14 protein-coding genes are annotated in these 23340 nt (G+C 46.5%); 3 read left to right on the top strand and 11 right to left on the bottom strand.

Features of this window, described 5'->3' with window-relative positions; genetic code table 11:
* Window positions 1-84: 84 nt before the first annotated feature.
* The 4 genes from tuf to rpsL form a co-directional block, all read right to left on the bottom strand.
* Window positions 85-1275 (bottom strand): elongation factor Tu, encoded by a 1191-nt coding sequence (tuf, locus tag IPG31_12660; protein ID MBK6619153.1) that lies wholly within the window; start codon window positions 1273-1275, stop codon window positions 85-87.
* Between the two features lie 32 nt (window positions 1276-1307).
* Window positions 1308-3401, bottom strand: a complete 2094-nt coding sequence (gene fusA / locus IPG31_12655; GenBank protein ID MBK6619152.1) for an elongation factor G — start codon at window positions 3399-3401, stop codon at window positions 1308-1310.
* A gap of 83 nt (window positions 3402-3484) precedes the next feature.
* Window positions 3485-3955, bottom strand: coding sequence for a 30S ribosomal protein S7 (rpsG, locus tag IPG31_12650; GenBank protein ID MBK6619151.1), 471 nt, complete (start codon window positions 3953-3955; stop codon window positions 3485-3487).
* Between the two features lie 65 nt (window positions 3956-4020).
* Window positions 4021-4398 (bottom strand): 30S ribosomal protein S12, encoded by a 378-nt coding sequence (gene rpsL / locus IPG31_12645; protein MBK6619150.1) that lies wholly within the window; start codon window positions 4396-4398, stop codon window positions 4021-4023.
* 384 nt (window positions 4399-4782) lie between these two features.
* On the opposite strand from rpsL, the gene IPG31_12640 reads away from it, so the two are divergent.
* Window positions 4783-5331 carry a L,D-transpeptidase gene (locus IPG31_12640; GenBank protein ID MBK6619149.1) on the top strand — a complete coding sequence of 183 codons (549 nt, stop codon included), beginning with the start codon at window positions 4783-4785 and terminating at the stop codon, window positions 5329-5331.
* A gap of 117 nt (window positions 5332-5448) precedes the next feature.
* Here the strand turns inward: IPG31_12640 and IPG31_12635 are convergent, their stop codons facing one another.
* The gene (locus tag IPG31_12635) at window positions 5449-6780 is read right to left on the bottom strand and encodes a GNAT family N-acetyltransferase (protein MBK6619148.1); all 1332 of its coding nucleotides are present in this window, start codon (window positions 6778-6780) and stop codon (window positions 5449-5451) included.
* 122 nt (window positions 6781-6902) lie between these two features.
* Entirely contained in the window at window positions 6903-9050 is a 2148-nt protein-coding gene (locus IPG31_12630; protein ID MBK6619147.1) for an Ig-like domain-containing protein, read from the bottom strand.
* 495 nt (window positions 9051-9545) lie between these two features.
* Between IPG31_12630 and IPG31_12625 the strand changes: the two genes are divergently transcribed.
* Together IPG31_12625 and IPG31_12620 are read left to right on the top strand one after the other, a co-directional pair.
* Window positions 9546-11549, top strand: a complete 2004-nt coding sequence (locus IPG31_12625; protein ID MBK6619146.1) for a methyl-accepting chemotaxis protein — start codon at window positions 9546-9548, stop codon at window positions 11547-11549.
* Between the two features lie 74 nt (window positions 11550-11623).
* Window positions 11624-16834 (top strand): Hpt domain-containing protein, encoded by a 5211-nt coding sequence (locus IPG31_12620; GenBank protein MBK6619145.1) that lies wholly within the window; start codon window positions 11624-11626, stop codon window positions 16832-16834.
* Window positions 16835-16864: 30 nt separating this feature from the next.
* Here IPG31_12620 and aroB read toward each other — a convergent pair whose 3' ends face one another.
* The 5 genes from aroB to ribD form a co-directional block, all read right to left on the bottom strand.
* Complete coding sequence (aroB, locus tag IPG31_12615; protein MBK6619144.1) at window positions 16865-17980, bottom strand: 3-dehydroquinate synthase; 1116 nt, start codon at window positions 17978-17980, stop codon at window positions 16865-16867.
* A gap of 187 nt (window positions 17981-18167) precedes the next feature.
* Entirely contained in the window at window positions 18168-19535 is a 1368-nt protein-coding gene (locus tag IPG31_12610) for a phenylacetate--CoA ligase family protein (GenBank protein ID MBK6619143.1), read from the bottom strand.
* A gap of 192 nt (window positions 19536-19727) precedes the next feature.
* Window positions 19728-20879 (bottom strand): glycosyltransferase family 4 protein, encoded by a 1152-nt coding sequence (locus tag IPG31_12605; GenBank protein MBK6619142.1) that lies wholly within the window; start codon window positions 20877-20879, stop codon window positions 19728-19730.
* Between the two features lie 32 nt (window positions 20880-20911).
* Complete coding sequence (locus tag IPG31_12600) at window positions 20912-22129, bottom strand: glycosyltransferase, exosortase A system-associated (protein ID MBK6619141.1); 1218 nt, start codon at window positions 22127-22129, stop codon at window positions 20912-20914.
* Between the two features lie 114 nt (window positions 22130-22243).
* A complete protein-coding gene (gene ribD / locus IPG31_12595; GenBank protein MBK6619140.1) occupies window positions 22244-23320 on the bottom strand; it encodes a bifunctional diaminohydroxyphosphoribosylaminopyrimidine deaminase/5-amino-6-(5-phosphoribosylamino)uracil reductase RibD in 1077 nt (358 codons plus the stop codon).
* Window positions 23321-23340: the final 20 nt, after the last annotated feature.

Genomic DNA, 23340 nt, shown 5'->3' with positions numbered 1-23340 from the left:
AATTACGCACTAAACCATTCGGCACATTCTGATATTTTTATTAACTTATCTTGTCAAAAATTTTATTAAAAAATATGTCTTTTACTACTCCAGTACTTTTGCAACCACACCCGCTCCCACGGTGCGCCCACCTTCACGGATGGCGAATCTCAATCCCTCATCCATTGCAATAGGGGCGATAAGATTTACAGTAACTGAAACATTGTCACCCGGCATAACCATTTCTGTACCCGCTGGCAGCTCTATCGATCCGGTCACATCCGTTGTCCGAAAGTAAAACTGTGGGCGATAACCCGCAAAAAATGGTGTATGCCGACCGCCCTCTTCCTTGCTCAACACATAGATCTCTGCCGTAAACTTGGTATGCGGCAGAATACTACCCGGCTTAGCCAGCACTTGTCCACGCTCAACCTCTTCTCGCTTAGTACCTCGCAATAGTACGCCCACATTATCTCCGGCCTGCCCTTGATCAAGCAGCTTACGAAACATCTCAACACCTGTACAAACCGTTTTAATGGTTGGCCGCAAACCAACAATCTCAAGCTCCTCCCCAACCTTGATAACGCCACGCTCTACGCGCCCCGTCACCACCGTACCTCGACCAGAGATAGAAAACACATCCTCTACCGGCATAATGAATGCACCATCAATTGCACGCTCTGGCTCAGGTATGTAGGTATCCAGCGCCTCCGCCAGTTTAAATATTGAAGGCTGCCCAATCTCACTTTGATCCCCTTCCAGCGCTTTTAGCGCCGATCCAGTTATAATCGGTGTGTCATCGCCAGGAAAATCATACTTTGAAAGTAGCTCACGTATCTCCATTTCCACCAGCTCCAACAATTCGGCATCGTCCACCATATCCGCTTTATTCATGTAGACAATGATGTAAGGAACCCCAACCTGGCGCGCCAGCAAGATATGTTCACGCGTCTGCGGCATCGGTCCGTCTGCTGCCGATACCACTAGAATCGCTCCATCCATCTGCGCTGCACCAGTAATCATGTTCTTTACATAATCAGCATGCCCAGGACAATCAACGTGCGCATAGTGACGATTACCCGTCTCGTATTCTACGTGAGAGGTGTTAATCGTGATGCCGCGCGCACGCTCCTCCGGCGCAGAATCAATCTGGTCATAGGATTTCATCTCCCCACCATACTTGCTCGTCAACACCGTCGTGATCGCAGCCGTCAGTGTGGTCTTACCATGATCCACGTGCCCTATTGTTCCAACATTCACATGTGGTTTACTTCGCTCAAATTTACTCTTAGCCATGTTTTACCTTTCTCGCTTTACCTGGGTTGTATTTATTTTTTACTTACGATTGCTTCAGCAACATTTTTAGGTGCTTCCACATAATGCTTAAACTCCATCGAGTAAGTTGCCCTGCCTTGAGTTGCCGAACGAAGCGTAGTTGAATAGCCAAACATCTCTGCCAACGGCACCTCTGCCTTGATAACCTTAAATCCAGGGGTATCATCCATACCTTGAATTATTCCCCTTCTTGAGGATAAATCACCAACAACATTACCCATAAAATCTGCAGGAGTCTCAACCTCTACCGCCATCATAGGCTCTAAAAGTACTGCATTAGCTTTTCGCATTCCTTCTTTAAAAGCAATCGATGCAGCCATCTTGAATGCATTTTCATTCGAATCGACATCGTGATACGAGCCATCAAACAGCGCAATTTTAACATCTACAACCGGATAACCAGCCAAAACCCCGTTAGTAAGCGAATCGATAAGTCCCTTTTCAACTGCCGGAATATATTCGCGCGGAACTGCCCCACCTTTGATCTCATCAACGAACTCGAATCCCTTACCGGACTCATTTGGCCCCATACGCAACCACACATGCCCATATTGACCGCGCCCACCACTTTGTTTAATAAACTTCCCTTCAACCTCAACCTGTTTTTTTATCGCTTCTCGATATGCAACTTGCGGAGCTCCGACATTCGCCTCCACTCCAAATTCGCGCTTCATCCGATCGACAATGATCTCCAAATGCAACTCACCCATTCCCGATATGATGGTTTGCCCGGACTCTTCATCTGTTCTTACTCTAAACGAGGGATCCTCTTGCGCCAATCTATTTAGCGCTATTCCCATTTTTTCCTGATCGGCCTTTGTTTTTGGCTCGACAGCTACATGTATCACCGGCTCCGGAAAGTCCATTCTTTCCAGTGTAATTATGTTATCTAAGGAACACAACGTATCCCCTGTTGTTACCTCTTTCAATCCAACCGCAGCAGCAATATCACCCGCACGAACTTCTTTTAATTCTTCACGCTGATTAGCGTGCATCTGCAGTATTCGACCAATTCTTTCTTTTTTTCCTTTTACCGGATTAAAAACCGTATCACCCGATTTAACCACCCCGGAATACACTCTAAAGAAAATCAATTGCCCAACGTATGGATCTGTAGCGATTTTAAAAGCTAACGCCGCAAAAGGTTCTTTTTCTCCCGGCTTACGCTCACCAACATCGCCATTCTCTTCTGTGCCTTGTATTGCATTTACATCTAACGGCGATGGAAGGTAATCAATCACAGCATCCAACATAGCCTGCACACCTTTATTTTTGAATGCCGTACCACATAACATTGGAATAATTTCGTTATTGATCGCTCTTGCACGCAGCCCCTGTTTAATTTCCGCCATGGACAGATCACCATTTTCAAGGTATTTGTTCATCAACGCTTCGCTTGCTTCGGCTGCGGTTTCTACCATTTTTTCGCGCCATAATTTTGATTCTTCAAGCAAATTTACAGGAATCTCCTTTTCCTCGAAGTTAATTCCGTTTGATGCATCATCCCAATAAATAGCCTTCATTTTCACCAAATCTACAACCCCAGCAAAGCTATCTTCCGAACCTATCGGCAATTGCACAGGAACCGGCTGAGCCTTTAGACGCGTATTTATTTGCTGATACACACGCATAAAATTAGCTCCAGACCGATCCATTTTATTGACAAAGGCAAGCCTAGGTACTTTATATTTATTGGCCTGCCTCCAGACGGTCTCTGTTTGTGGCTGCACCCCCCCAACCGCACAGAAAACAGTGCAAGCCCCATCTAAAACTCGCAGCGAACGCTCCACTTCGATTGTAAAATCCACGTGACCCGGAGTATCAATAATATTTATTCGATGCTCCGGATAGCTTCCCTTTTCCATCCCCGTCCAAAAACAAGTGGTGGCAGCAGATGTAATGGTAATGCCACGCTCCTGCTCTTGCTCCATCCAATCCATTGTCGCTGCGCCATCATGCACCTCACCGAGTTTATGCGACACTCCCGTATAGAACAATATTCTTTCGGTAGTAGTTGTCTTTCCGGCATCAATATGCGCCATAATGCCTATGTTTCGGTACTTATCTAGCGGGATTTGTTTTGACACAATTAATTCCTGAATATTTACTTACAGATATTTCGCTCGGCATCAGCCACCAATCAACACAAATATGAATTCCACGCAGCAAGCTAAAACCTAAAATGCGAGAATGCCTTATTCGATTCGGCCATTCTGTGAATCTCCTCACGCTTTTTAAATGCCGCCCCTCTATTTTCGGACGCCTCAATTAACTCACCAGCCAACCTTAAGCCCATTGATTTTTCATTTCTTTTCCTAGCAGCATCTCGCAACCACCTCATTGCCAAAGCATTACGCCTTACAGAGCGGACCTCTACTGGAACCTGATAATTTGCGCCACCAACACGCCTACTCTTAACCTCCACCACAGGTCTTATGTTTGATAACGCCTGAGTAAACACCTCTAAAGGATCTTTCCCAGTTTTTTTACCAACCTGATCTAAAGCACCATATATGATCCTTTCAGATACTGATTTTTTACCATGCGTCATCAACACATTCACAAATTTTGCCAACTCAATATTATGATATTTTGGATCGGGCAGAATTTCTCTTTTAGGCACTTCTCTACGTCTTGGCATTTTTTTACTCCAGATTGCTATCTATATACTGATCTTGTCTTTTCTATATTTTATAAAACAGTCAGTTAACTACTCTTTGGTTTTTTTGAACCGTATTTAGATCGAGCTTTCTTGCGATCTTTAACACCAACCGTATCCAAGCTACCCCGAACAGTATGGTAGCGCACACCCGGCAAATCTTTTACCCTACCACCACGAATTAAAACAACCGAGTGCTCCTGCAAATTATGCCCTTCTCCACCAATATAACTACTGACCTCAAATCCGTTGGTTAATCGAACGCGCGCAACTTTTCTCAGTGCCGAATTTGGTTTCTTAGGCGTTGTTGTATATACCCTGGTACAAACCCCTCTCCTTTGCGGACAACTTTCCAGTGCCGGAACCTTGCTTTTAACTGTCTTTGCCTTACGTGGCTTTCTTACTAATTGATTAATGGTTGGCATTTTGCTTCCTATTCAGGAGATCCTATCGTTACTATTATTTATTTCTTGGTTACATCAAGACACCAGCCAGCTATACGCCAGCATTTTCCCGCGTTGCTCTATTATTTACCCGACCGCTTTAGACATTTTATGACTGGGGCAAGTGTATTTTACATCATGGCAAATCAACTAAAAGACCGTGGATTCTATGGTGTTATTTTCTGCATGTCAAGTTTTGGCTTTTGTCTGTGTTTTGGTTTTTAGTTTCTGTCGACTTTAGCTTTTAACTTGATGGCATTATTTTATAACGCTTACACTTACTATTATTCGCGTTTTAATTTTGTATTTCCAGGCATATACATTCTTAGGAAGATTTTTTTCGTAATAGGCGCATATTCAGTGAAAGTGAAAATTTTTTTTACTCTTCTTTTCAATCTAGTTATTTTTAATTTTGCGGTGGCCGATACCTCGATTGAGACCCAGATTGAAATTGACACGTCCAAATTGCAGTTAGCAGTTATGCGAGAAGGTAACATATTGTTATTAATAAAAGATATCTCTATAGGCCGATTTGGTTCCAGTCGAATACGTATCCGTGGCAGCAATATCACTCCGATAGGCACTTTCAAGATATCTTCGATCAGAAAGAGCCAAAGTTTTTACAAATTCTTTGCCTTGGAATATCCCAATCGCGAAAATGCCGATCTTGCTTTACAGGAAAACCGGATTGACTTTGCAACATGGGAAGAAATAACCAAGGCTATCGATAAAAATAGACCTGTCCCACAAAATACTTTATTGGGGGGACATCTTGGTATTCATGGCATTGGTAAAGGAGATATTGACATTCATCGCCGCTATAACTGGACTAACGGGTGTATTGCAATTACTAACGAGCAAATTGATCAACTGAGCCACTGGGTGAGACCTGGAATGCGCGTAACTATTTTTTAGTCACTCGTATCAATTTTCTCATTTTTACACTTCAAGTCACCATCTTCGAATTAAATCTAAAATTCCCTTGATTAATAAGCATTCATCAACCTATCCGTTACACATGGCCATAATAGATCATTCAGGTGACTCGTACAGTCTGCTCCATGCTCCCCGAATTTGCGACACACTGGTCACATCACGTCCAAGCAGCCGCCGCGACAACTTGGGAAGACGTTCGTTATGTCGAAAACTATTGGCAGTCATGCCATTTCCATACACATGGATAAATTTCTTACTGGCGGAATCGTAAATGTGCTCACGTAAATAGCTCTCCTGTATAAATCCCATTTTCAGGGTATTTTTCTGAGAAACAGGATTATCATCATAGACAACTGCGGTAAGTTTATTCAGTCCCACCCGATTAAAAACAAAGTCCATGACCAATAGCGATGCCTCCAAAGCTATACCCACTGTATGATCAGCAGGATCTGGCAGGCCAATCAGAAATTCGGCACGACGATGCAAGAATTGTATTTCAGCCAGATTGGCCAAGCCAACCGGCCGGCCGGTAGCTTTTTTACAAATGATCCAGTTAATCGATCTGCTTTGGCAAGGGTGTTTCACCTGCGCACTGCGCAATTGTGCAGCCAGTTCTTCTGGCGGCTGATGGCGAGGAATCGAGTGATTGTACTGTGCCATGAATACCGCATTCTGATAGCAGTGATATAAATAATCGGCATCCTGTTCGGCATAACGACGCAGATACAAATGGTTCCCTTCGAGCTGCTCAAGCCAGACAATATCAACTTCCGCATAATTCCAGACTGCACGGGACAATTCAGGCTGGATTTCCATTGCACGCGCAAAGCATCCCCGTGCTTCATCGATTTCATTCACGGCTTTCAGCGCTGCCCCCAGATTGTTCCACCCCTCTGCATAGTTCGGTCGCCATGCTAACGCTTTTTTGTAACAGGCAATCGCTTCCTGATTCTTACCACTTCTCTGCAGCACATTGCCGAGGTTATTTAACACCTGGACATGGTTTGGCTTTAACGCCAATGCTTTCTGAAAACTTTCGGCTGCAGCAGCCAGCCGGTTTTGAGTTGTCTGTATATTACCGAGAATATTTAATGCATCCGGATCCTGCGGGACGAGCTGCAAAGCGCGCTGACAATATGTCATAGCTTCGTCAATCCTACCTTGCTGCCAGAGCGCATTGGCATAATTCGCCTGAAAATCCGGTCGCTTGGGATCGAGATGCGCCGCTCTGGCAAAAAAAGTATTGGCAGTTTGATAACGCTGAGTACGGGCGTGGATAACCGCCATTAAATGGATTGCATCAGGATAATCGGGTGCCTTGGCAATGACTCTGGCACAGAAAGACTCAGCCTCCGGCAGATTTCCTGTTTGCAGATACTGGGCCGCAGTCCGTAACCATGCGGAGAGTTGATTGGAAAATCGAGTCATTACTATACCGGGGATCGCTTGCAAAGAGTCCACAAAAACAAGAACGGCGATTCGCGAATTGAGGGATATAACCCCTCCTAACCCATGAACCGCCGCAAACGGAAGAACAACCTCTTGGCTCGCTATGTCATCCAGATTCCAGGAAGATAAATCAGCTCGGGTTCGACATCACCAATAATGCTGATGACATCAGAAGGCTCGGTTACTGCAAAATTAAGTATCGTAGCGTCATGGATACCCGCATACGGATTTCCGGCGGCATCCACGATGGCATGCTCACCGATACGAATGTGATAACTAGTATCCGGCACCAGATCATCGAGCGGATTAATTGTTACCTTACCCTGGTTAAAGGTTACCTGACTGGCATCATTGATATTGATCGCCCGAATATCTGCTCCATTGCTTAGAGTGATTTCACCGTTACCCGGCTGCACTACTTCACTGAAGTAGAGTGTTATATCACTGTTTGCCGAAAACTCTTCCGCACCATCCCACGGATTGCTACCCGTCAGGAACGGGCCGGAAGAAATCGTCCTGAAATTCAGTGTGGTTTCATCGTTAATACCCGCGAATGGTATTCCTGCCAGATCAGCAATTGCGCCTTCCGTGATCCGGATATGATAATCAGTGTCGACAATCAAATCTTCCGCAGGATTGATAGTTACCTTGCCGAAATTAAAAGTCACCTGGCTGGTGTCATGAATATCAATAATCCGGGTATCGCTGCCATTACTCAGAATAATATTTCCCTGACCCGCCTGAACCGGTTCATCGAAAGACAGAACCATATCGCCATCAAGCTGAAAGCCAGCCTCATCACCCGGAAGATTGCTGCTGACCAACACGGGATTGGATGAGGTTGTTGCGAAATTTAAAATAGCTTCATCATTGATACCAGCGTAAGCATTGCCATCCAGATCGATGACTGCCCCCTCACTGATACGAACATGATAGTTTTTACCTACCTCCAGATCTTCGGTTGGATTGATAATCACTCCTCCCCAGGCATCAAAAATTACTTGACTGGCATCACTAATATCAATAACCCGGACATCGCTACCATTGCTCAGAATGATGTTGCCCTGCCCACCTTGCACCGGCTCGTCAAAGAACAGCTGAATGTTATTATCCGCCTTGAATCCTGACTGATCATCCCACGGATCGCTCCATTGCAAACTTGGCGCAGATGATACTGTGCCGAAATTCAGCGTGGCATCGTCAATGATACCTTCGTATGGATTTCCAGCTTTGTCGGTTATGACCCCGCTATCAAGACGGATGTGATAGGTTGTATCGGCAATTAAGTCATCCGTTGGATTGATGATGACCCTTCCTGATGGTCCAAATTTTCCATAATCAGCAAGAAATGTAACTTGACTCGTATCTGTGATATCGATAATACGCTCATCGTTACCATTACTGATAATGACCCGGCCTTGTCCGGCCTTAACTTCCTCATTGAAGTTCAATTCGATATTGGCATCAATTTTGAACCCTTCAAAATCATTCCAGGGGAAACTGAAAACCAGTACGGGAGGAATATCATCATCCGATGGTAGAAGGTCGAATTTTAGCGTAGCTTCAGTGCTACCGTTTTGACCATCGGTAATCAGATAATTCAGAATCACAGGCCCGATATAGCCAGTCTCCGGTGTCAGCAGCCAGCCATTATCGGTTTCGGTCAATGTACCATATGAAGCCGATAACCCGGTTATTGAGAGCGGATCATTTTCCGGATCGACATACCCAGTCGATAAATCTGCCGCGAGTAGAGTGTAAGGCATGTCTACCTTTCCTGCCTGCAGCACTGCTTGGGTACCTGTAAGCTCGGGAGCGTTGTTAACACCACTTATTTTTACAGTGGCTGTTGCCCAGTGCAACGGACCGACGCCTTGTCGAGTTGCATAAATGAAACTATCCTCCAGAAATTGACCTTCACCCAGCCCCTTGACTTCATTCTGCAAGGCGGACGACGGTGCATAAGCGACTTTACCATCATCGGTAATCCAGATATGGGCACCACGCTGACTCAGATTAATATCGCTGATTCCATCCTTTTGCCGTAAGTCCTCCAGATTATCGCCATCGTCAAGCGACCACAGTTTTCGTCGATTTTTACCGCCAAGATCATTTCCCAGAACATTCAGAACTGCCAGGTTGTTCATATCAGTAGAGATATCATCAAATTCGTCATCTCGAGCTCGAGAATGACGAGCAAATTTAATATCTTTAAGCGGTTTGATTACCTTCAATTGCTTTGATGTCATAACATTTGTCCTTTTTCAACATTGATCATCCGTGCATTTTTTTGACTCGTACCCTCAGCACAACATACAACATCAATCTTTTCATTTACCGAAATCGTACTACCGGTAACTCCAGTGAAAACAGGAAAGAACCCTCCAACAGATTAATTTTAGATAAATTACTACGTTAGTGTTACCTCTACATTACCTCAAACTTGTTGTTCGAAAGTTTCTCGTTTACCTCAAATCCTCGAAATCAATTAACAATCAAAACCACGATAAGTATTATTTTTATGAGCCATTTATATTTTTGTATCCAGGAATTAAAAGGTATTCTATACCGCTGGCAATTATGTCAACATAATGTTTATTGATTTGAATCCGGGGTGATTGGCAGGAAGCCTACATGATCGAAATATCGTCGAATTTGGAATCAGCCACTCTAATTAAAACCAAAATGACAACAAGGCCGTGTTACGCATGTTGACGCTGTTTAAAGGTCTTAACATTTCTTATTTGATCCGCATTGCAGGTGTGGTCTTTATTATGCTGTTGCTGGCGAGTTTGTTCATGTTGCATATTGGTGCGCAGCACGCGCGTCAACACTCAGCTTACATGAAAACCATCATAAAAATTTACCATCATGTCGAACAACTGAATGTTAATACTGCGCCACAGCGTAATGAAGAAACTGGACTTCCCTTCACAAAATGGCAGGAGAGTTTGAATCAACTCGGCCAACAAGTTAGATTACTGCAACAAGGGGGCGCGCTCCAGGAAATTGAGCTCAAACCGGTTATTGGTTTACTACCTGCAAGCGTATTTGAAACTTTTGAACAGCAATGGCGAGCAACTGAAGTCAATTTTCAATCCGCTCTGGCAAACCGGGATTCTTTGATCCCTGCAACCGAACTGGAGAAACGTATTCTTGCAATCCATTACGGACTACAAAACAAGCTGCAATCATTATCTGTCGAGATGACACAAGCCCGGTGGAGCGCAGAATCAATTGGAACAGTTAACACCATGGGAACTTGGGCATCAGCGATAGCTGCCACCACCCCCCTGATTACAGCAGTCGGTTCTGATCGCGTGGATAGAACTCTTGCATTGAATGATGTCCTCAGCAGGTTGACGATCATGCGTGGCAAACTAAAAGAAAGCACAGAGTTACTGAGTTCATTAAGAACGGGCGACTTGTTGAATCAACCAGCATCTGCCAACATACCTCTACATATTGAACTGGCATTGAATGACGCGAAGGAATTGCTTCGATTGTCGAATGATATGACCCCTGAGGTTGTGAATACCTGGCAGCGCCTACAAGCATCGCTGACCGCCAGTCAGCAACTGAGCAAGCCTCTCAGTCATATTGAACAGGGTATAACCACATATTTCCATGATTTGCAAACCCGGCAAGCAATATGGATCACCGTATCGTTAACTCTGGCAATCATTGCAGCAGTTCTGTTTATTCGCTGTTTCTCCAGTAACTTGCGTGAGAGGTTATTACGAGGAGAACATGATATCGAGAATACACAGCAAGCCATTCTACAGTTGCTTAATGAAATGGAGAAACCCGCTAATGGTGATCTGACCGCTCGCATGTCGGTAACGGAAAACATGACCGGTACCATTGCGGACGCAATCAATCTGACCATCGAGGAATTGCAAATTTTGGTCAAAAAAGTAGATTATGCCAGCACACATGTCATCAATACTTCCGTGCAGGCCGAAAAAATTTCATCCGGCTTACTTACCGTAGCCCAGGCGCAATCACAGAAAATTGAAGAAAGTACGATTACCGTGCTGGGGATTGCCGAATCGCTGGAAACCGTATCCAGATCCGCCAATGCCTGCGCCGAAGTCTCAAAACAGTCGCTTCAGGCCGCCGAAAGCGGGGCGCGCGCGGTTCAAGATGCCATTAATGGTATGAACGAAATTCGTACTTATATTCAGGAAACGGCCAAACGGATCAAACGCCTTGGCGAGAGTTCCCAGGAGATTGGCGAAATTGTCACACTCATATCAGATATTACCGAGCAAACCAATGTGCTGGCATTAAACGCGGCCATTCAGGCTGCGTCGGCGGGAGAAGCTGGCAAAGGTTTCTCGGTGATTGCACAGGAAATACAGCGCCTGGCAGAACACTCAGCTGAGGCCACCAAGCAAATCAGCACATTAATCCGCAATATCCGTGGAGATACCCAGGACACGATTATCGCGATGGAACGCAGTACGACAGGCGTGGTCGAGGGCACCCGACGCGCTAATGCAACTGGCGATGCGCTGGAAGAGATAGAAACTGTTTCAAAGCAATTGGCGCAGCTGGTTGCTGAGATTTCAACAGCAACACGCAGCCAAACCCTGATTACCAGCAAAATCACCAAAAGTATGGAAGACATTCTGGCTATTACGCGCCAGACAACCGAAGGAACGGCCAGCAATGCTGAATCTATCAAACAGATCGCTGACCATGCAACCAGACTAAAAGCATCTGTTGCCCGTTTCAAGGTTTAGGAAGTTAATGAGGAAAGGCTGTACAGCAAATTTTAAAATACTTTGTTCATCTATAGACTTATAAAGGCCGTTTCATGAGTACTGAAACCAAAATCAATATTTCCAGTGTAGTCGGTATCCGGGAAGCTATCGAACAGATTTTCACGCTGATTATTCGCCATCTTGATGCTTTCCGAGATAATCCGGAAGAATTACAGCAGATTGAAAATTGCCACTATTACACTCATCAGCTAAATGGCATGCTGGAAATGCTGGGACTGAATGGCATATTGTTTGTAACCAGCAATCTCGAATCTCTGCTGAAATCGTTGTATCAGCAGGAACTCGAACCCACTACACCCAACCTGGTGACGGCCAGACAAGCTATTCGTCTGGTCTATCGTCATCTTGACAGCCTGGTAGATGGCGAAGAGGACAATCCGGCAAAATTCTTCCAGATTTATCAAAAAATCATGCAGGCACGAGGAGTCGAGGCGATTTCAGAAGCCGATCTGTTTTTCCCAAGCATGCGCGAAGAACCACCTTTACCACCCGTGCAATATCCTCTCGACATTCAAGCCAAGCTGGTCGCTGCTCGCCAGGCTCGTGCCCAGTTTCAGAAAGGTTTGCTTGGCTGGTTGAAAGATACGAGCAATCGACAAAATCTGCAACAAATGGTCGATGCCATCCGCTCGATTGAAAAACTTCCCGCCTCTCATGAACAAAGAATTTTCTGGTGGATATCCTCCGGATTTCTGGATAGTTTGCTGTTGAATGAACACGGCGCAGACCAGACTACACGTCGCCTGTGTGGAAAAATTGAGCAAGAAATCAGACATCTTGACAAGGAAAATCATCAAATTGCCGATCAGTTGACTCGTGAACTACTCTACCGGGTAGCACGCAGCGAATCTGTCAGTGCGCGCATCCAGGAAATTAATCAGGTCTATGACTGGCAAACGCTATTGTCATCGTTTGATCACCCTCTCCAGTTGGACCAAATGCTGCAGGAAGAAGATGCCCATGTCCCTGAACTTGATGCAATGCGCTGCCTGTTGCAAACGATCAATGATGACTGGCGTGAATTTAGTGCAGGGAAGCAGCAACATCTGGCTAATTTGCTGACATCGACCGAAAAACTCAAGCAGCATTGCCAAAAAGTAGCTTGCCCGCCATTGGAGAAACTGATTAGCGTCCTGCATGGCGCATTTTCCTATTTACGAATCCGGCCACAAGGCATGAATGAAGATATCGCGGTCGATATTGCCTCATCGCTGCTGTTAATTGAAAATGCGCTGGAAAACTTCCATCAATTAGCGCCCGAATTTCCAGATCAGGTTGAAGCATTATCCACTCGCATCCGCGCCGTCATTACTGGCAAGGTAGAAGCCTGCGATTTACCCGATTTACCGGGACCTGATCAGGCTGGTTATCATGTGCAGGAGAAAAAACTGCACAAACAGGTTGCGCAGGAAGTGCAAACCAGCCTGGCGCAAATAGAAGACATTCTGGATCGATTCTTTTTTGAACCACAGATACGCAACGATTTACCTGCCCTGCCTGCCCTATTCAAACAGATTTCCGGCGTGCTTGATATGTTGGGACTGGATGACCAGGCGACTAGATTGCTGGATTTATGCCGTGATCTGGCTGAGAGCCTCACCGATTCAGCCAGCAGTATTGAGCCTGACAAGCAGACCTTGCTGGCGAATGCTCTAAGCAGCTTCAGTTTTTATATTGAAGCTCTGAAAAATTCACAGCCTGATTGCGAAACTATTGTCACCGCAGCGATCAGTATGTTTGATCAGGAGCAGGTTGAATCGGCTTCTTCATTGCAACAGCCTGCCGCAGAGTCCGACTCTGCAGCATCACTACCGAATCTTTCGCTGAAAACTGAAAATAAGGAAATTGACCAGGAGCTGCTAGCAATTTTCCTCGAAGAAGCGGATGACGTACTGACAACTATTAACGAAAATCTACAGCTTTGTCAGACCGATCCAGCCGATATGGCAGCGCTGACGACTATTCGCCGTGGATTCCATACGCTGAAGGGAAGTGGCCGTATGGTACAGCTACGTGAGCTCAGCGAGGTCGCGTGGCGCATTGAGCAGTTGCTGAATCGATGGCTCAGTGAACAAAAATCTGCCAACTCTGCCCTGCTTGAATTGCTGAGTGACTCCCATCTTAAATTTAGCGGCTGGTGCGCTAATCTCAGAAAAAATGGATCTGCCGAAATTGACGCAAACCACTTTATCGAGCGAATCAAGCACTTAATGTACGGCACGGATACACAACTGCCACCATCTTTTGAAACCACATCTCCACCCCAACCCATTACTTCGTCTGAACCAGATTCAGAGCCTGAATCAGAGTTAGCGTTTGTTTTCGAGCCGGAACCTATCGATACGCCATCTCAAATACAGGATGACGCGGCGAATGAAACATTCGTCATGATCGGCGATATTCCGGTAGCACGCGATCTGTTCGCCATTTTTAGTAAGGAGGCACGTGAACGGGTAGTCACACTCAAAAGTGAAATTGCAGCCACTGAAAATGATCATTACCCCCCTGTTTCGCATGAAGTCATGCTGGCTGCGCATACGCTTGCCAGTGCCTCACACTCTCTCGGATTAAATGATATTTCTCGCCTAGCAAAGGTGACGGAACAATGGTTAAATCATTTACTGGAAACCACCCGTCAACTCGATGACCAAACACGACCACGGATAGCAGAGGCAGTGGAACTGCTTGATACCATGGTTGAATCAGCCTGCCAACAACAATTACCGGCAGAACATGTTGTGCAGGCAAGCACAGTGCTCATACAACAATTATCTGATCGTCTGGATGCACTTGAACAATCTGACACGACAGCAGAACGAGTTTGGGAAAATTCCGAATACAAGACCCAAGACGAACAGGTCAATCAGCTTGAATTTGTTTTGCCTGAACCGATAGCTGAGCCAGAGCTGTTAACTGCCCAGCCATCGACTGCGAATGGCACAGCCATCCAGGATCATGAATTGCTGGGCGTGTTTCTGGAAGAAGCTGAAGAATTACTTCCGGAAATTGGCAGTAACCTGCGTGCCTGGCACAATCAGCCTGTTCACTCTGATCAGTCCACCGCGTGCCAGGCATTGCTGCGTGCATTGCATACCTTCAAAGGTAGCGCCAGAATGACCGGATTACTGCAACTGGGCGAGCAGGCGCATCAGATGGAAACTGCAATTGAGAACCGGCAGAATCGAACGACTGATACAGCATTTTATGACGCACTTGACAGTCAGTTTGACGTCATACTGGAAAAAGTTGAACTGTTACGCCAGTCCTACCGCGAACCCTCCCCATTCGAACCGCTGCTGACGGAAAAACAAGAAAATAAAACAGCGGATAAATGGGTACAGTCGTTTGATACGTTGACGCTAACCGCTGAACCAGCGGAAGTTGAAACACCCATCCAAAAATCTATATTACGCGTTGATGCGGCACTGATCGATCGGCTCGTCAGCGATTCTGGTGAATCAAGCATTGCCCGCTCACAAGTTGAAACGCAGCTGGCTGAATTCAAGCAATATCTGCAGGATTTGAGTGAAAGTGTCGACCGTATGCGCGGCCAGCTTCGTGAGATGGAGCTACTGGCAGAAACACGCATAGCTTCTGGAGCGGTTGGCGTACCTTCATCAGCAACTGTATCGACTAATTTCGATCCACTTGAACTGGATCAGTTTACCCGTTCCCAGGAATTGCCCCGCCTGATGGCAGAGTGCATGGATGACATTGTTACTATCCATAAAAGCTTGCGGGATATTCAGCGTAATGCCGAGGCAGCCGTCAATCAGCAAGCACGGTTGAATCGCCAGTTGCAGCAGGATCTGGTTCATATTCGCACGGTGCCATTCAAATATTTCTCCGAGCGCCTGCACCACATTACCAGGCAAGTCTCTCGAGATACTCATAAAAAAACGGTATTGACGATTGATGGAGATGAAATTGAAATTGACCGTAGCGTCGTAGACAAGATTATCTCCCCTCTCGAACATTTACTGCGTAACGCTATCGTGCATGGCATAGAATCTTCGGAACAGCGATTGAGTGGGGGCAAGTCTGAAACGGGCAGCATCACCCTCACCGTGCGCCAACAAGGCAACGAAATTCATATCACCCTGGAAGACGACGGCGCCGGACTGAATCAGGATCGCATTCGTGAAAAAGCATTGCAGCTTGGAATGATTGAGCAGACAAACAATCTGGATGAATCCCAGCTGCAGGCATTGATTTTTCGTCATGGCCTATCAACTCTTGATGAAGTAACCGACATAGCCGGACGTGGAATTGGTCTGGATGTCGTTAACAACAAAATGACGGAAATCGGTGGCAGTATCACCGTCGCATCCTCCCCGGGCCACGGCACAATCTTTACATTACGCTTGCCCGTAACGTTGGCCGTGTTGCCAGCCTTGATGGTCAAAACGGCTGAAAATCGTTATGCCATTCCAACTTCAATCGTTACCAGTGTTCAGGTATTGAATGCCGAAGCCCTCCGTGCAGCTTACGAAACACGCCAGGTCGTGCATGAAGGGAAAAGTTTCCCGCTGGTTTATCTGGCGCATCTGTTGGAGGAAACCAGAGAAGCATCCGAAATCGGACGGCATAACCGGGTTTTGCTGCTGCAAACTGGACAAGATCGACTGGCCATTCATGCCGACGTCCTGATTGGCCAGTGCGAAGTGGTGATTAAGAATGTCGGCCAGCAGCTGATGCGCGCACCCGGTGTAGAAGGCGCCACCATTATGGGGGATGGCAGCATCGTGCTGATCATCAATCCTCTCAAACTGTTGCAACGTGAACAGACCAAGGCGCTGTTGTCAGGTACGGCCACATCAGTCCAGCACACTGCGAATATAACCCAGCCTACCAGCACAGCAACTGTGGTAATGATCGTCGATGACTCGCTGACTGTTCGCAAGGTTACCAGCCGTTTGCTGGAACGGCAGGGCTATGAAATCCTGATTGCAAAAGATGGGGTAGGCGCGCTGGAATTACTGCGGGAAACCATACCCGCCATCATGCTGGTCGATATCGAAATGCCGCAAATGGATGGTTTCGAACTGATTCGAATCGTGCGAAACAATCCGAATTTGCAACATATACCCATCATCATCATCTCTTCGCGCACGGCAGACAAGCATCGTGAACTTGCCAGAGAACTGGGTGTGAGCGAATTTATGGGCAAGCCTTATCTGGAAGAAGAGCTGATCAGCCACATCGAGCGCCTGGTAGAACTGAATTCAAGCGCACGGAATTAATTTGAAAAACGTCTCGACAGTAAATGGAAATCAGTTATTAGCACAAGCGCCACAGGCAACCAGGGTTTCAACCAGTGTATTGATTGGCACGTCATCCACTAGAGCTGCTTGACCGATTTTATCAAGCAGGATGAAACGGATATGGCCACTTTCGACTTTTTTATCCAGCTGCATGAGTTCAAGATAGCGTTGCACCGGAATACGCGGTCCTTCGAGCGGCAAACCCGCCTGTCGGTACAACAGCCGGATACGCTCAACATCCTGTGAAGTAATACGTTGTAGTCGGCAGGAAAGATCCGCTGCCATTATCGTACCCACCGCCACAGCTTCACCATGCAGCCAGGCACCATAACCCATTGCATTCTCGATCGCATGGCCAAAGGTATGTCCCAGATTCAGCAATGCGCGCATCCCGTTTTCGCGCTCATCCAGTGAGACAATTTCTGCCTTGACTTCACAGCTACGACGGATAGCATGGCTCATTGCTGTTTTCTCTCGCACCTGTAATGCCTGAATATGCTGTGTCAGCCAGTCAAAAAATGTCGCATCATGAATAAGCCCGTACTTGATGACCTCTGCCAGTCCTGCACGCAGTTCTCTATCCGGCAGGGTATCCAGCGTGGCACTATCCGCCAGCACCAGCCGTGGCTGATAGAAGGCGCCCATCATATTCTTGCCCAGCGGATGATTGATGCCGGTTTTTCCGCCCACGGATGAATCTACCTGCGCAAGCAACGTAGTAGGTATCTGAATAAAAGGTACTCCGCGTAGATAGGTGGCAGCAGCAAAACCGGTCAAATCGCCAATCACCCCTCCCCCCAGCGCAATCAGAGGAGTTTTGCGTTCACAGCGATGTTCAAGTAACGCAGTAAAAATTGTTTGGAGCGTATCCTGGTTTTTGTATTGTTCACCATCCGGCAGAATAATAGCAAAGGATTTAATACCTCTGTCAGTCAGCGTTGCCTGCAGAATCTGCAGATAAAGCGGAGCAACCGTAGTATTCGTCACGATTGCCGCTCGGCCTGCGGGAAAGTGCGGCGCCAGCAAGTCTCCCCGCGCCAGCAAATCCTTCCCGATATAAATTGGGTAGCTGCGGCTTTCAATCGGGTTATTCAATTCGACGGTGACAGTTTCTATCGTGTTCATGGAACCACCCTGCTGATAATGCGGATTCAATTTCGAAGTGCAACATCTAACGGTGCTTTGGCATAGTACACCGCCTACTCAAAGAATACCTCAAATGAGGTTCTGAATCCAAGTACTTTGCGTAGCTGCTTAAGAAGGCAAATTGGTGGTGGAAACAGGGCTATCGGACAAGCACTACCTGAAAATATTATTGACTGGCAACCTTGCTGACAACGTAGCGGAATTTACCCGATTTTTCGGCGGGTATCTCCGCAACCTGATCAACGACGATATTCACAGTTTGACCCAATCTTGTTTTGAAGGTTTGCTCAATTTGTTGTACCAGTAATCGGTCAAGATCCGGCTTGCTAACGATGTAAATATTAACTTGCATTAATGTTTCCTGTACAACCTTAAAAAACTTTATCTCTGGCTGATTTCTAAGAATACTTGTGAAATCAACTTCATGCATTTTTACCCCATCGACAGAAACCAAGAAATCATTGCTACGTCCCTGTATTTCTTTGAGCAAAGGAAGATTTCTACCACAAGAACACCGCCGATCATCTATAACACCAAAATCACCAGTGCGATAACGTATAAAAGGAAAATCCTGGGAAAAAAAATGAGTAATTACGATTTCTCCCGATTGTCCTGCTGGCAATATATTTCCATCGGAATCTACAATTTCAACAATCATATCTTCAGCAGTAATGTGCATTCCTTTCTCAGGGCATGCATGCGCAATAAACCCCGCATCTCTCCCACCATAACCATTAGCAACAGGACAACCAAATACTGTACTTATCAACCGGGATTGTTCGTTATAAAGCCGCTCTGCCGTTACAAAAACGACTTCTATTCCTAAATCACTCATTTTTTGATTTTGCGACTGCGCATACTGTGCTAGTAATGCTATGGAAGACGGATAGCCAAATAATATTTTCGGATGAGTTCGTCTGATTTCAGCAAGATACTTTGAAAGAACTGCAGGAGACATTACTTTGGTTGGAAAAAGTCGCGTTCTGAAAATTTTATCACGCAAATTCCTTAAGTAATTTTGCGCACCCAGTTCGATTGGCGAACCCCAAATTACAATTTCTGGATCACCAATATCTACGCCCCACCAGCGGGTTGCGCGCCACTTCGCCGCAACATCATGACTTATTCGATCTTTGCCAAGATAAAATACGAGAGGTTCTCCACTGGAACCACTTGTAGCAGCCCTTATTAATTTTTGTTTATTCTCGGTTTTCAAGAATCCAATCTGTTCGCGAATAGTCTGTTTATCGAGTATAGGTAATTTTTCCAAATCGGATAAAGTTACAACCTCATGAACATTAAAACTTAACTGATTGAATAAATTTCTATAATACGGTACCGATTGCTGCGCATTCAATAAAAGTGTTTTCAAACGTGATAATTGTAAATAATGTAAATCATCTATACTCCACCACTGCGTTTTTTCCATTTCGTTACGAATTTGAACCGAATCATGATTCTTGACAAACTCATGCAATGGAAAAACAAACTTAGATATTAAGGCGGTATACAAACTCTTTTTAATGTTCAACATTGTTTTTATCTATCATCCATCTTTATTTTGTAAAACCTAAAGAAGAAAACCACTGAGTGCGCTCCATTGCTTTGCGGACACTGACACTGGCATGTCCCTTGATAACTTCATGCAATGGAAATAACACGCCAGACACCCATTGACTGTAAAGATCAGGTGAAAATTTAAAATGGCTATTTTTCATTGTGTGGATTAACGGTGTTGCGATGTCACTGTATCTGCCACGTGCTTGTTTAACACGTCTTGATAGACAGTAAAAAGCTGGCCATATACCTGCGGCCAAGTGTACTGATGCACCAGTTTCAACCCATTCTCACCAAATTGCCGAATCATGTCAGGATTTTCCAGAAGAGTCAGGATAGCGCTCGCCATTGCCACGGGATCTTGCGGTGGTACCAGTAACGCATTTTTTCCATGCTCGACCAGAAAAGGCACCCCGCCAACATTGGTGCTGACTACTGGCACGTTGCTGGCCAGTGCCTCCAGAACGGAGTTAGGCGTATTATCAATCAGGCTGGAATTGACCATCAGATCGGCCTGTTGATAAAGCGCGGCCATAGCTTCATTTTCCAGACGCCCGGTAAATCTTACCCTATCGACCAAATCCAGTTCGGCAACGAGTTTTTCCAGTGAATCCCGTTCCGGCCCCGACCCCGCAATTGTCAGCTTAGCAGCGGGTATTCTTGAAGTTACCTGAAAAAAAGCACGAATTGCCGTTGCCACATCGTAAATAGGCTCGAGATTCCGTGTAACGATAATATGGGGAGCTGTACTTTTTTCCACGGATCTGCTGTGCCAACTGAATCGTTCCAGGTTAATGATATTAGGAACAATTCTGGCTGCAACACCAAACTCTTCAAAAACTTGTTTAAGAAAACCAGACGGCACGATGATTGCCTGAGTTCTCTTCAAACTTGGTTTTATCCATGTCCACGATCCGAGCAGGAAGTTTGCCGCTTCTCCCCCCCGATAGTTAATGACGACTGGTTTGCACCTCAACCATGCAATCCAGATAGCAGGTGCAGCATAAAGATGCCATGACCAGCCTGAATTTGCCATGACATGAAACAGATCAACGGTTTTTGATGCCTGCCAAAGACGCACCAGATACGGCAGTAAACGAAAAAATGCGCGAACCCCTTTTATCTTTCCAACCCAGAAAGGCGAATAAGGTGCATTAACCTGTATGAGCGTAACTAACGCTCCTGTTGTGCCTAGTAATTCTGCTAACTGTCTGGTCTGGTTAGCCATCCCTCCGGAGGGGGGGGGTAAAGGTCCGACCAGGCCAATGCGCAATCCGGAAAACAGGACATTATCAGTTGAAGTGGCATCCGTATCAGTCATTGCAGCCGCAAATCTTTCTTCCATAAATAGTCTTAGCTTGTTTGCTGCAGCCCAAGCAGTTCCTGATAAACCGGTCGATACCCCGCCACGCTACGCACCCAGTTACGTTCAGTCTCAACATATTCTCGCCCCGCCTGACGAAGGGCTGGCCAACGCGCCGGTGCCTGCAGCAGTGCATTGACTTTCTCGGCAAGTGAACGGGGATCGTTGGTTTTGAATAACACCCCATTATGACCATCACGAATCAATTCCCGGTGACCGCCCACATCAGATGCAGCGAGCAGTTTTCCTTGAGCCATTGCTTCCAGTGGTTTCAAGGGAGTCACCAGATCGGTCAGGCGCATGGAAAGGCGTGGATAAACCAGTACATCAATAATGCTGTAGTAGCGCTGCACTTGTTCGTGCGGCACGCGTCCGGTAAAGACCACCTTGTCTGCAATCTTCAATTCGTTGGCCAGTTGCCGTAATTCTGCCTCTTGTGGCCCACCACCCACCAGCAGCAGGCGAATATCCGGATTATCGGCAAGCATCCATGGCAATGCCTGCAACAATACCGTTAATCCTTCATATGCGTAAAATGAGCCGATGAAACCGACAACCTGCCGGTTTGTTAATCCCAAACTATTCCTTAGCTCACCATCGGTGGACTGGATCATCTCAAAATTTTCCAGATCAACCGCATTAGGAATCACCGTTACTTTTTCAGGAGCAATCTTTCGCGAAATGATGTCGCCACGCAAGCCTTCGCATATGGTAGTAATAGCATCCGCATGATGCATTGCATAATTTTCCAGTGCGCGCGTCAGGCGATAGCGAATTCCCCATTCTGTGCTGGTGCCATGATCGACGGCGGCATCTTCCCAGAAGGCGCGCACCTCGTATACCAGCGGAATTTTTAGCTTACGCGCTACCCGCAGTGCGGCGATTCCATTCAACGAGGGGGAATGGGCATGCAGAATATCCGGCTTAACTTGGGGAACGATTTCAAACAAGCGTTGTGTCAGACTGTTGATTACCGCTACTTGATTAAGAACTGGTAATCTACTCAGGTAACTCCCACCTTTGGGTGTACGAAAGAATGTCCAGTCATTCACTGTTTCTTCCAGTTGTTCGCCACTGGCCTGTTTCTCGCCGGTCACATGAAAAGTTTCCCATCCCATGGCGCGTTGCGCCTTCAATATCGACAGGGTGCGAAAGGTATAGCCACTGTGCAGAGGCAGGGAATGATCGAGTACGTGCAGAATGCGCATCAGTCTAATATTACGGGAGAATTGAAGTTATGAAGAGCTGCCGGTAATCACTAAAACCATACAGTCAACATAGTACTGCATCATTTGATGGAACATAGGTGAAAACTGCAGCTTTTAAACCAGCTTTTTCACAAGCGTTGCCGTCAGACGCATATCTTTTCCAACTTGGCGCCAATCGAGATTTTGCAGTTCGATGTGATCAGACAAATTGGTCAGCTCACCAAGTGCGAGTATACCCCTCGCCTGATCACCCAACAGCATAGGTGCAAAATATAAAATTATTTCATCCACCAGGCCACTTGCCACGAGTGCACCATTCAATGTCGCACCTGCTTCAATTAATAATTCGTTGATTTGGAGCTCGGCAAGGCTGTTCATGACAGCATGCAAATCAACTTTTCCGGCTTGACTTGGCAACACCAGAACCTTTATACCCGCCTGTTGCAGGGATTGTATTTTTCGTTGGTCGGTGGCGGTGGTAAAGACCCAGGTCTGCCCCCCCTCCCCGGTCAGGACTTTAGCCTGCACAGGCAGCCTGAGACAAGTATCAAGCACCACTCGCACCGGTTGTCGAGTAGTTTCTACGTGCCGCACGTTCAGTTGCGCATTATCCGATAGGATTGAGCCAATCCCGGTTAAGATCGCGCAGGATTGCGCACGCCATTTATGTGCATCCAGCCGAGCCGCCTCACCCGTGATCCATTGACTTTGGCCGTTGTTCAGTGCGGTCTTTCCGTCGAGACTAGCGGCAACCTTCATCCGCACCCAAGGGCGACCCAATTGCATGCGGGTAACAAAACCAATATTCAATGCCCGTGCCTCGGCCGCCAGCAATCCGGACTGTACTGCTATTCCGGCTGCCCGCAGCTGCCTGATACCCTCGCCATTGACTCTGTCATTGGGATCCAGCATGGCCATCATTACACGATTAACTCCAGCCTCAATCAATGCCCGTGTACAAGGTGGTGTGCGCCCCTGATGGCTACAAGGTTCCAGAGTCACATACACCGTTGCGCCTCTCGCAAGCGAACCCGCTGCACGTAGCGCATGAATTTCGGCATGCGGCTCTCCTGAACGCACGTGCCAGCCACTCCCTACTATCTGGCCATCCCTAACGATCACACACCCTACGCGCGGATTGGGAGTGGTGGTATACAACCCATTCTCCGCCAGACGCAGCGCCTGCGTCATCCACGCATGATCAGCAGCAC

The organism is Nitrosomonas sp., from assembly GCA_016703745.1.
Lineage (GTDB): Bacteria > Pseudomonadota > Gammaproteobacteria > Burkholderiales > Nitrosomonadaceae > Nitrosomonas.
The sequence above is the reverse complement of the archived record's forward strand: the minus strand, read 5'-3'. Positions and strand labels throughout refer to the sequence as shown.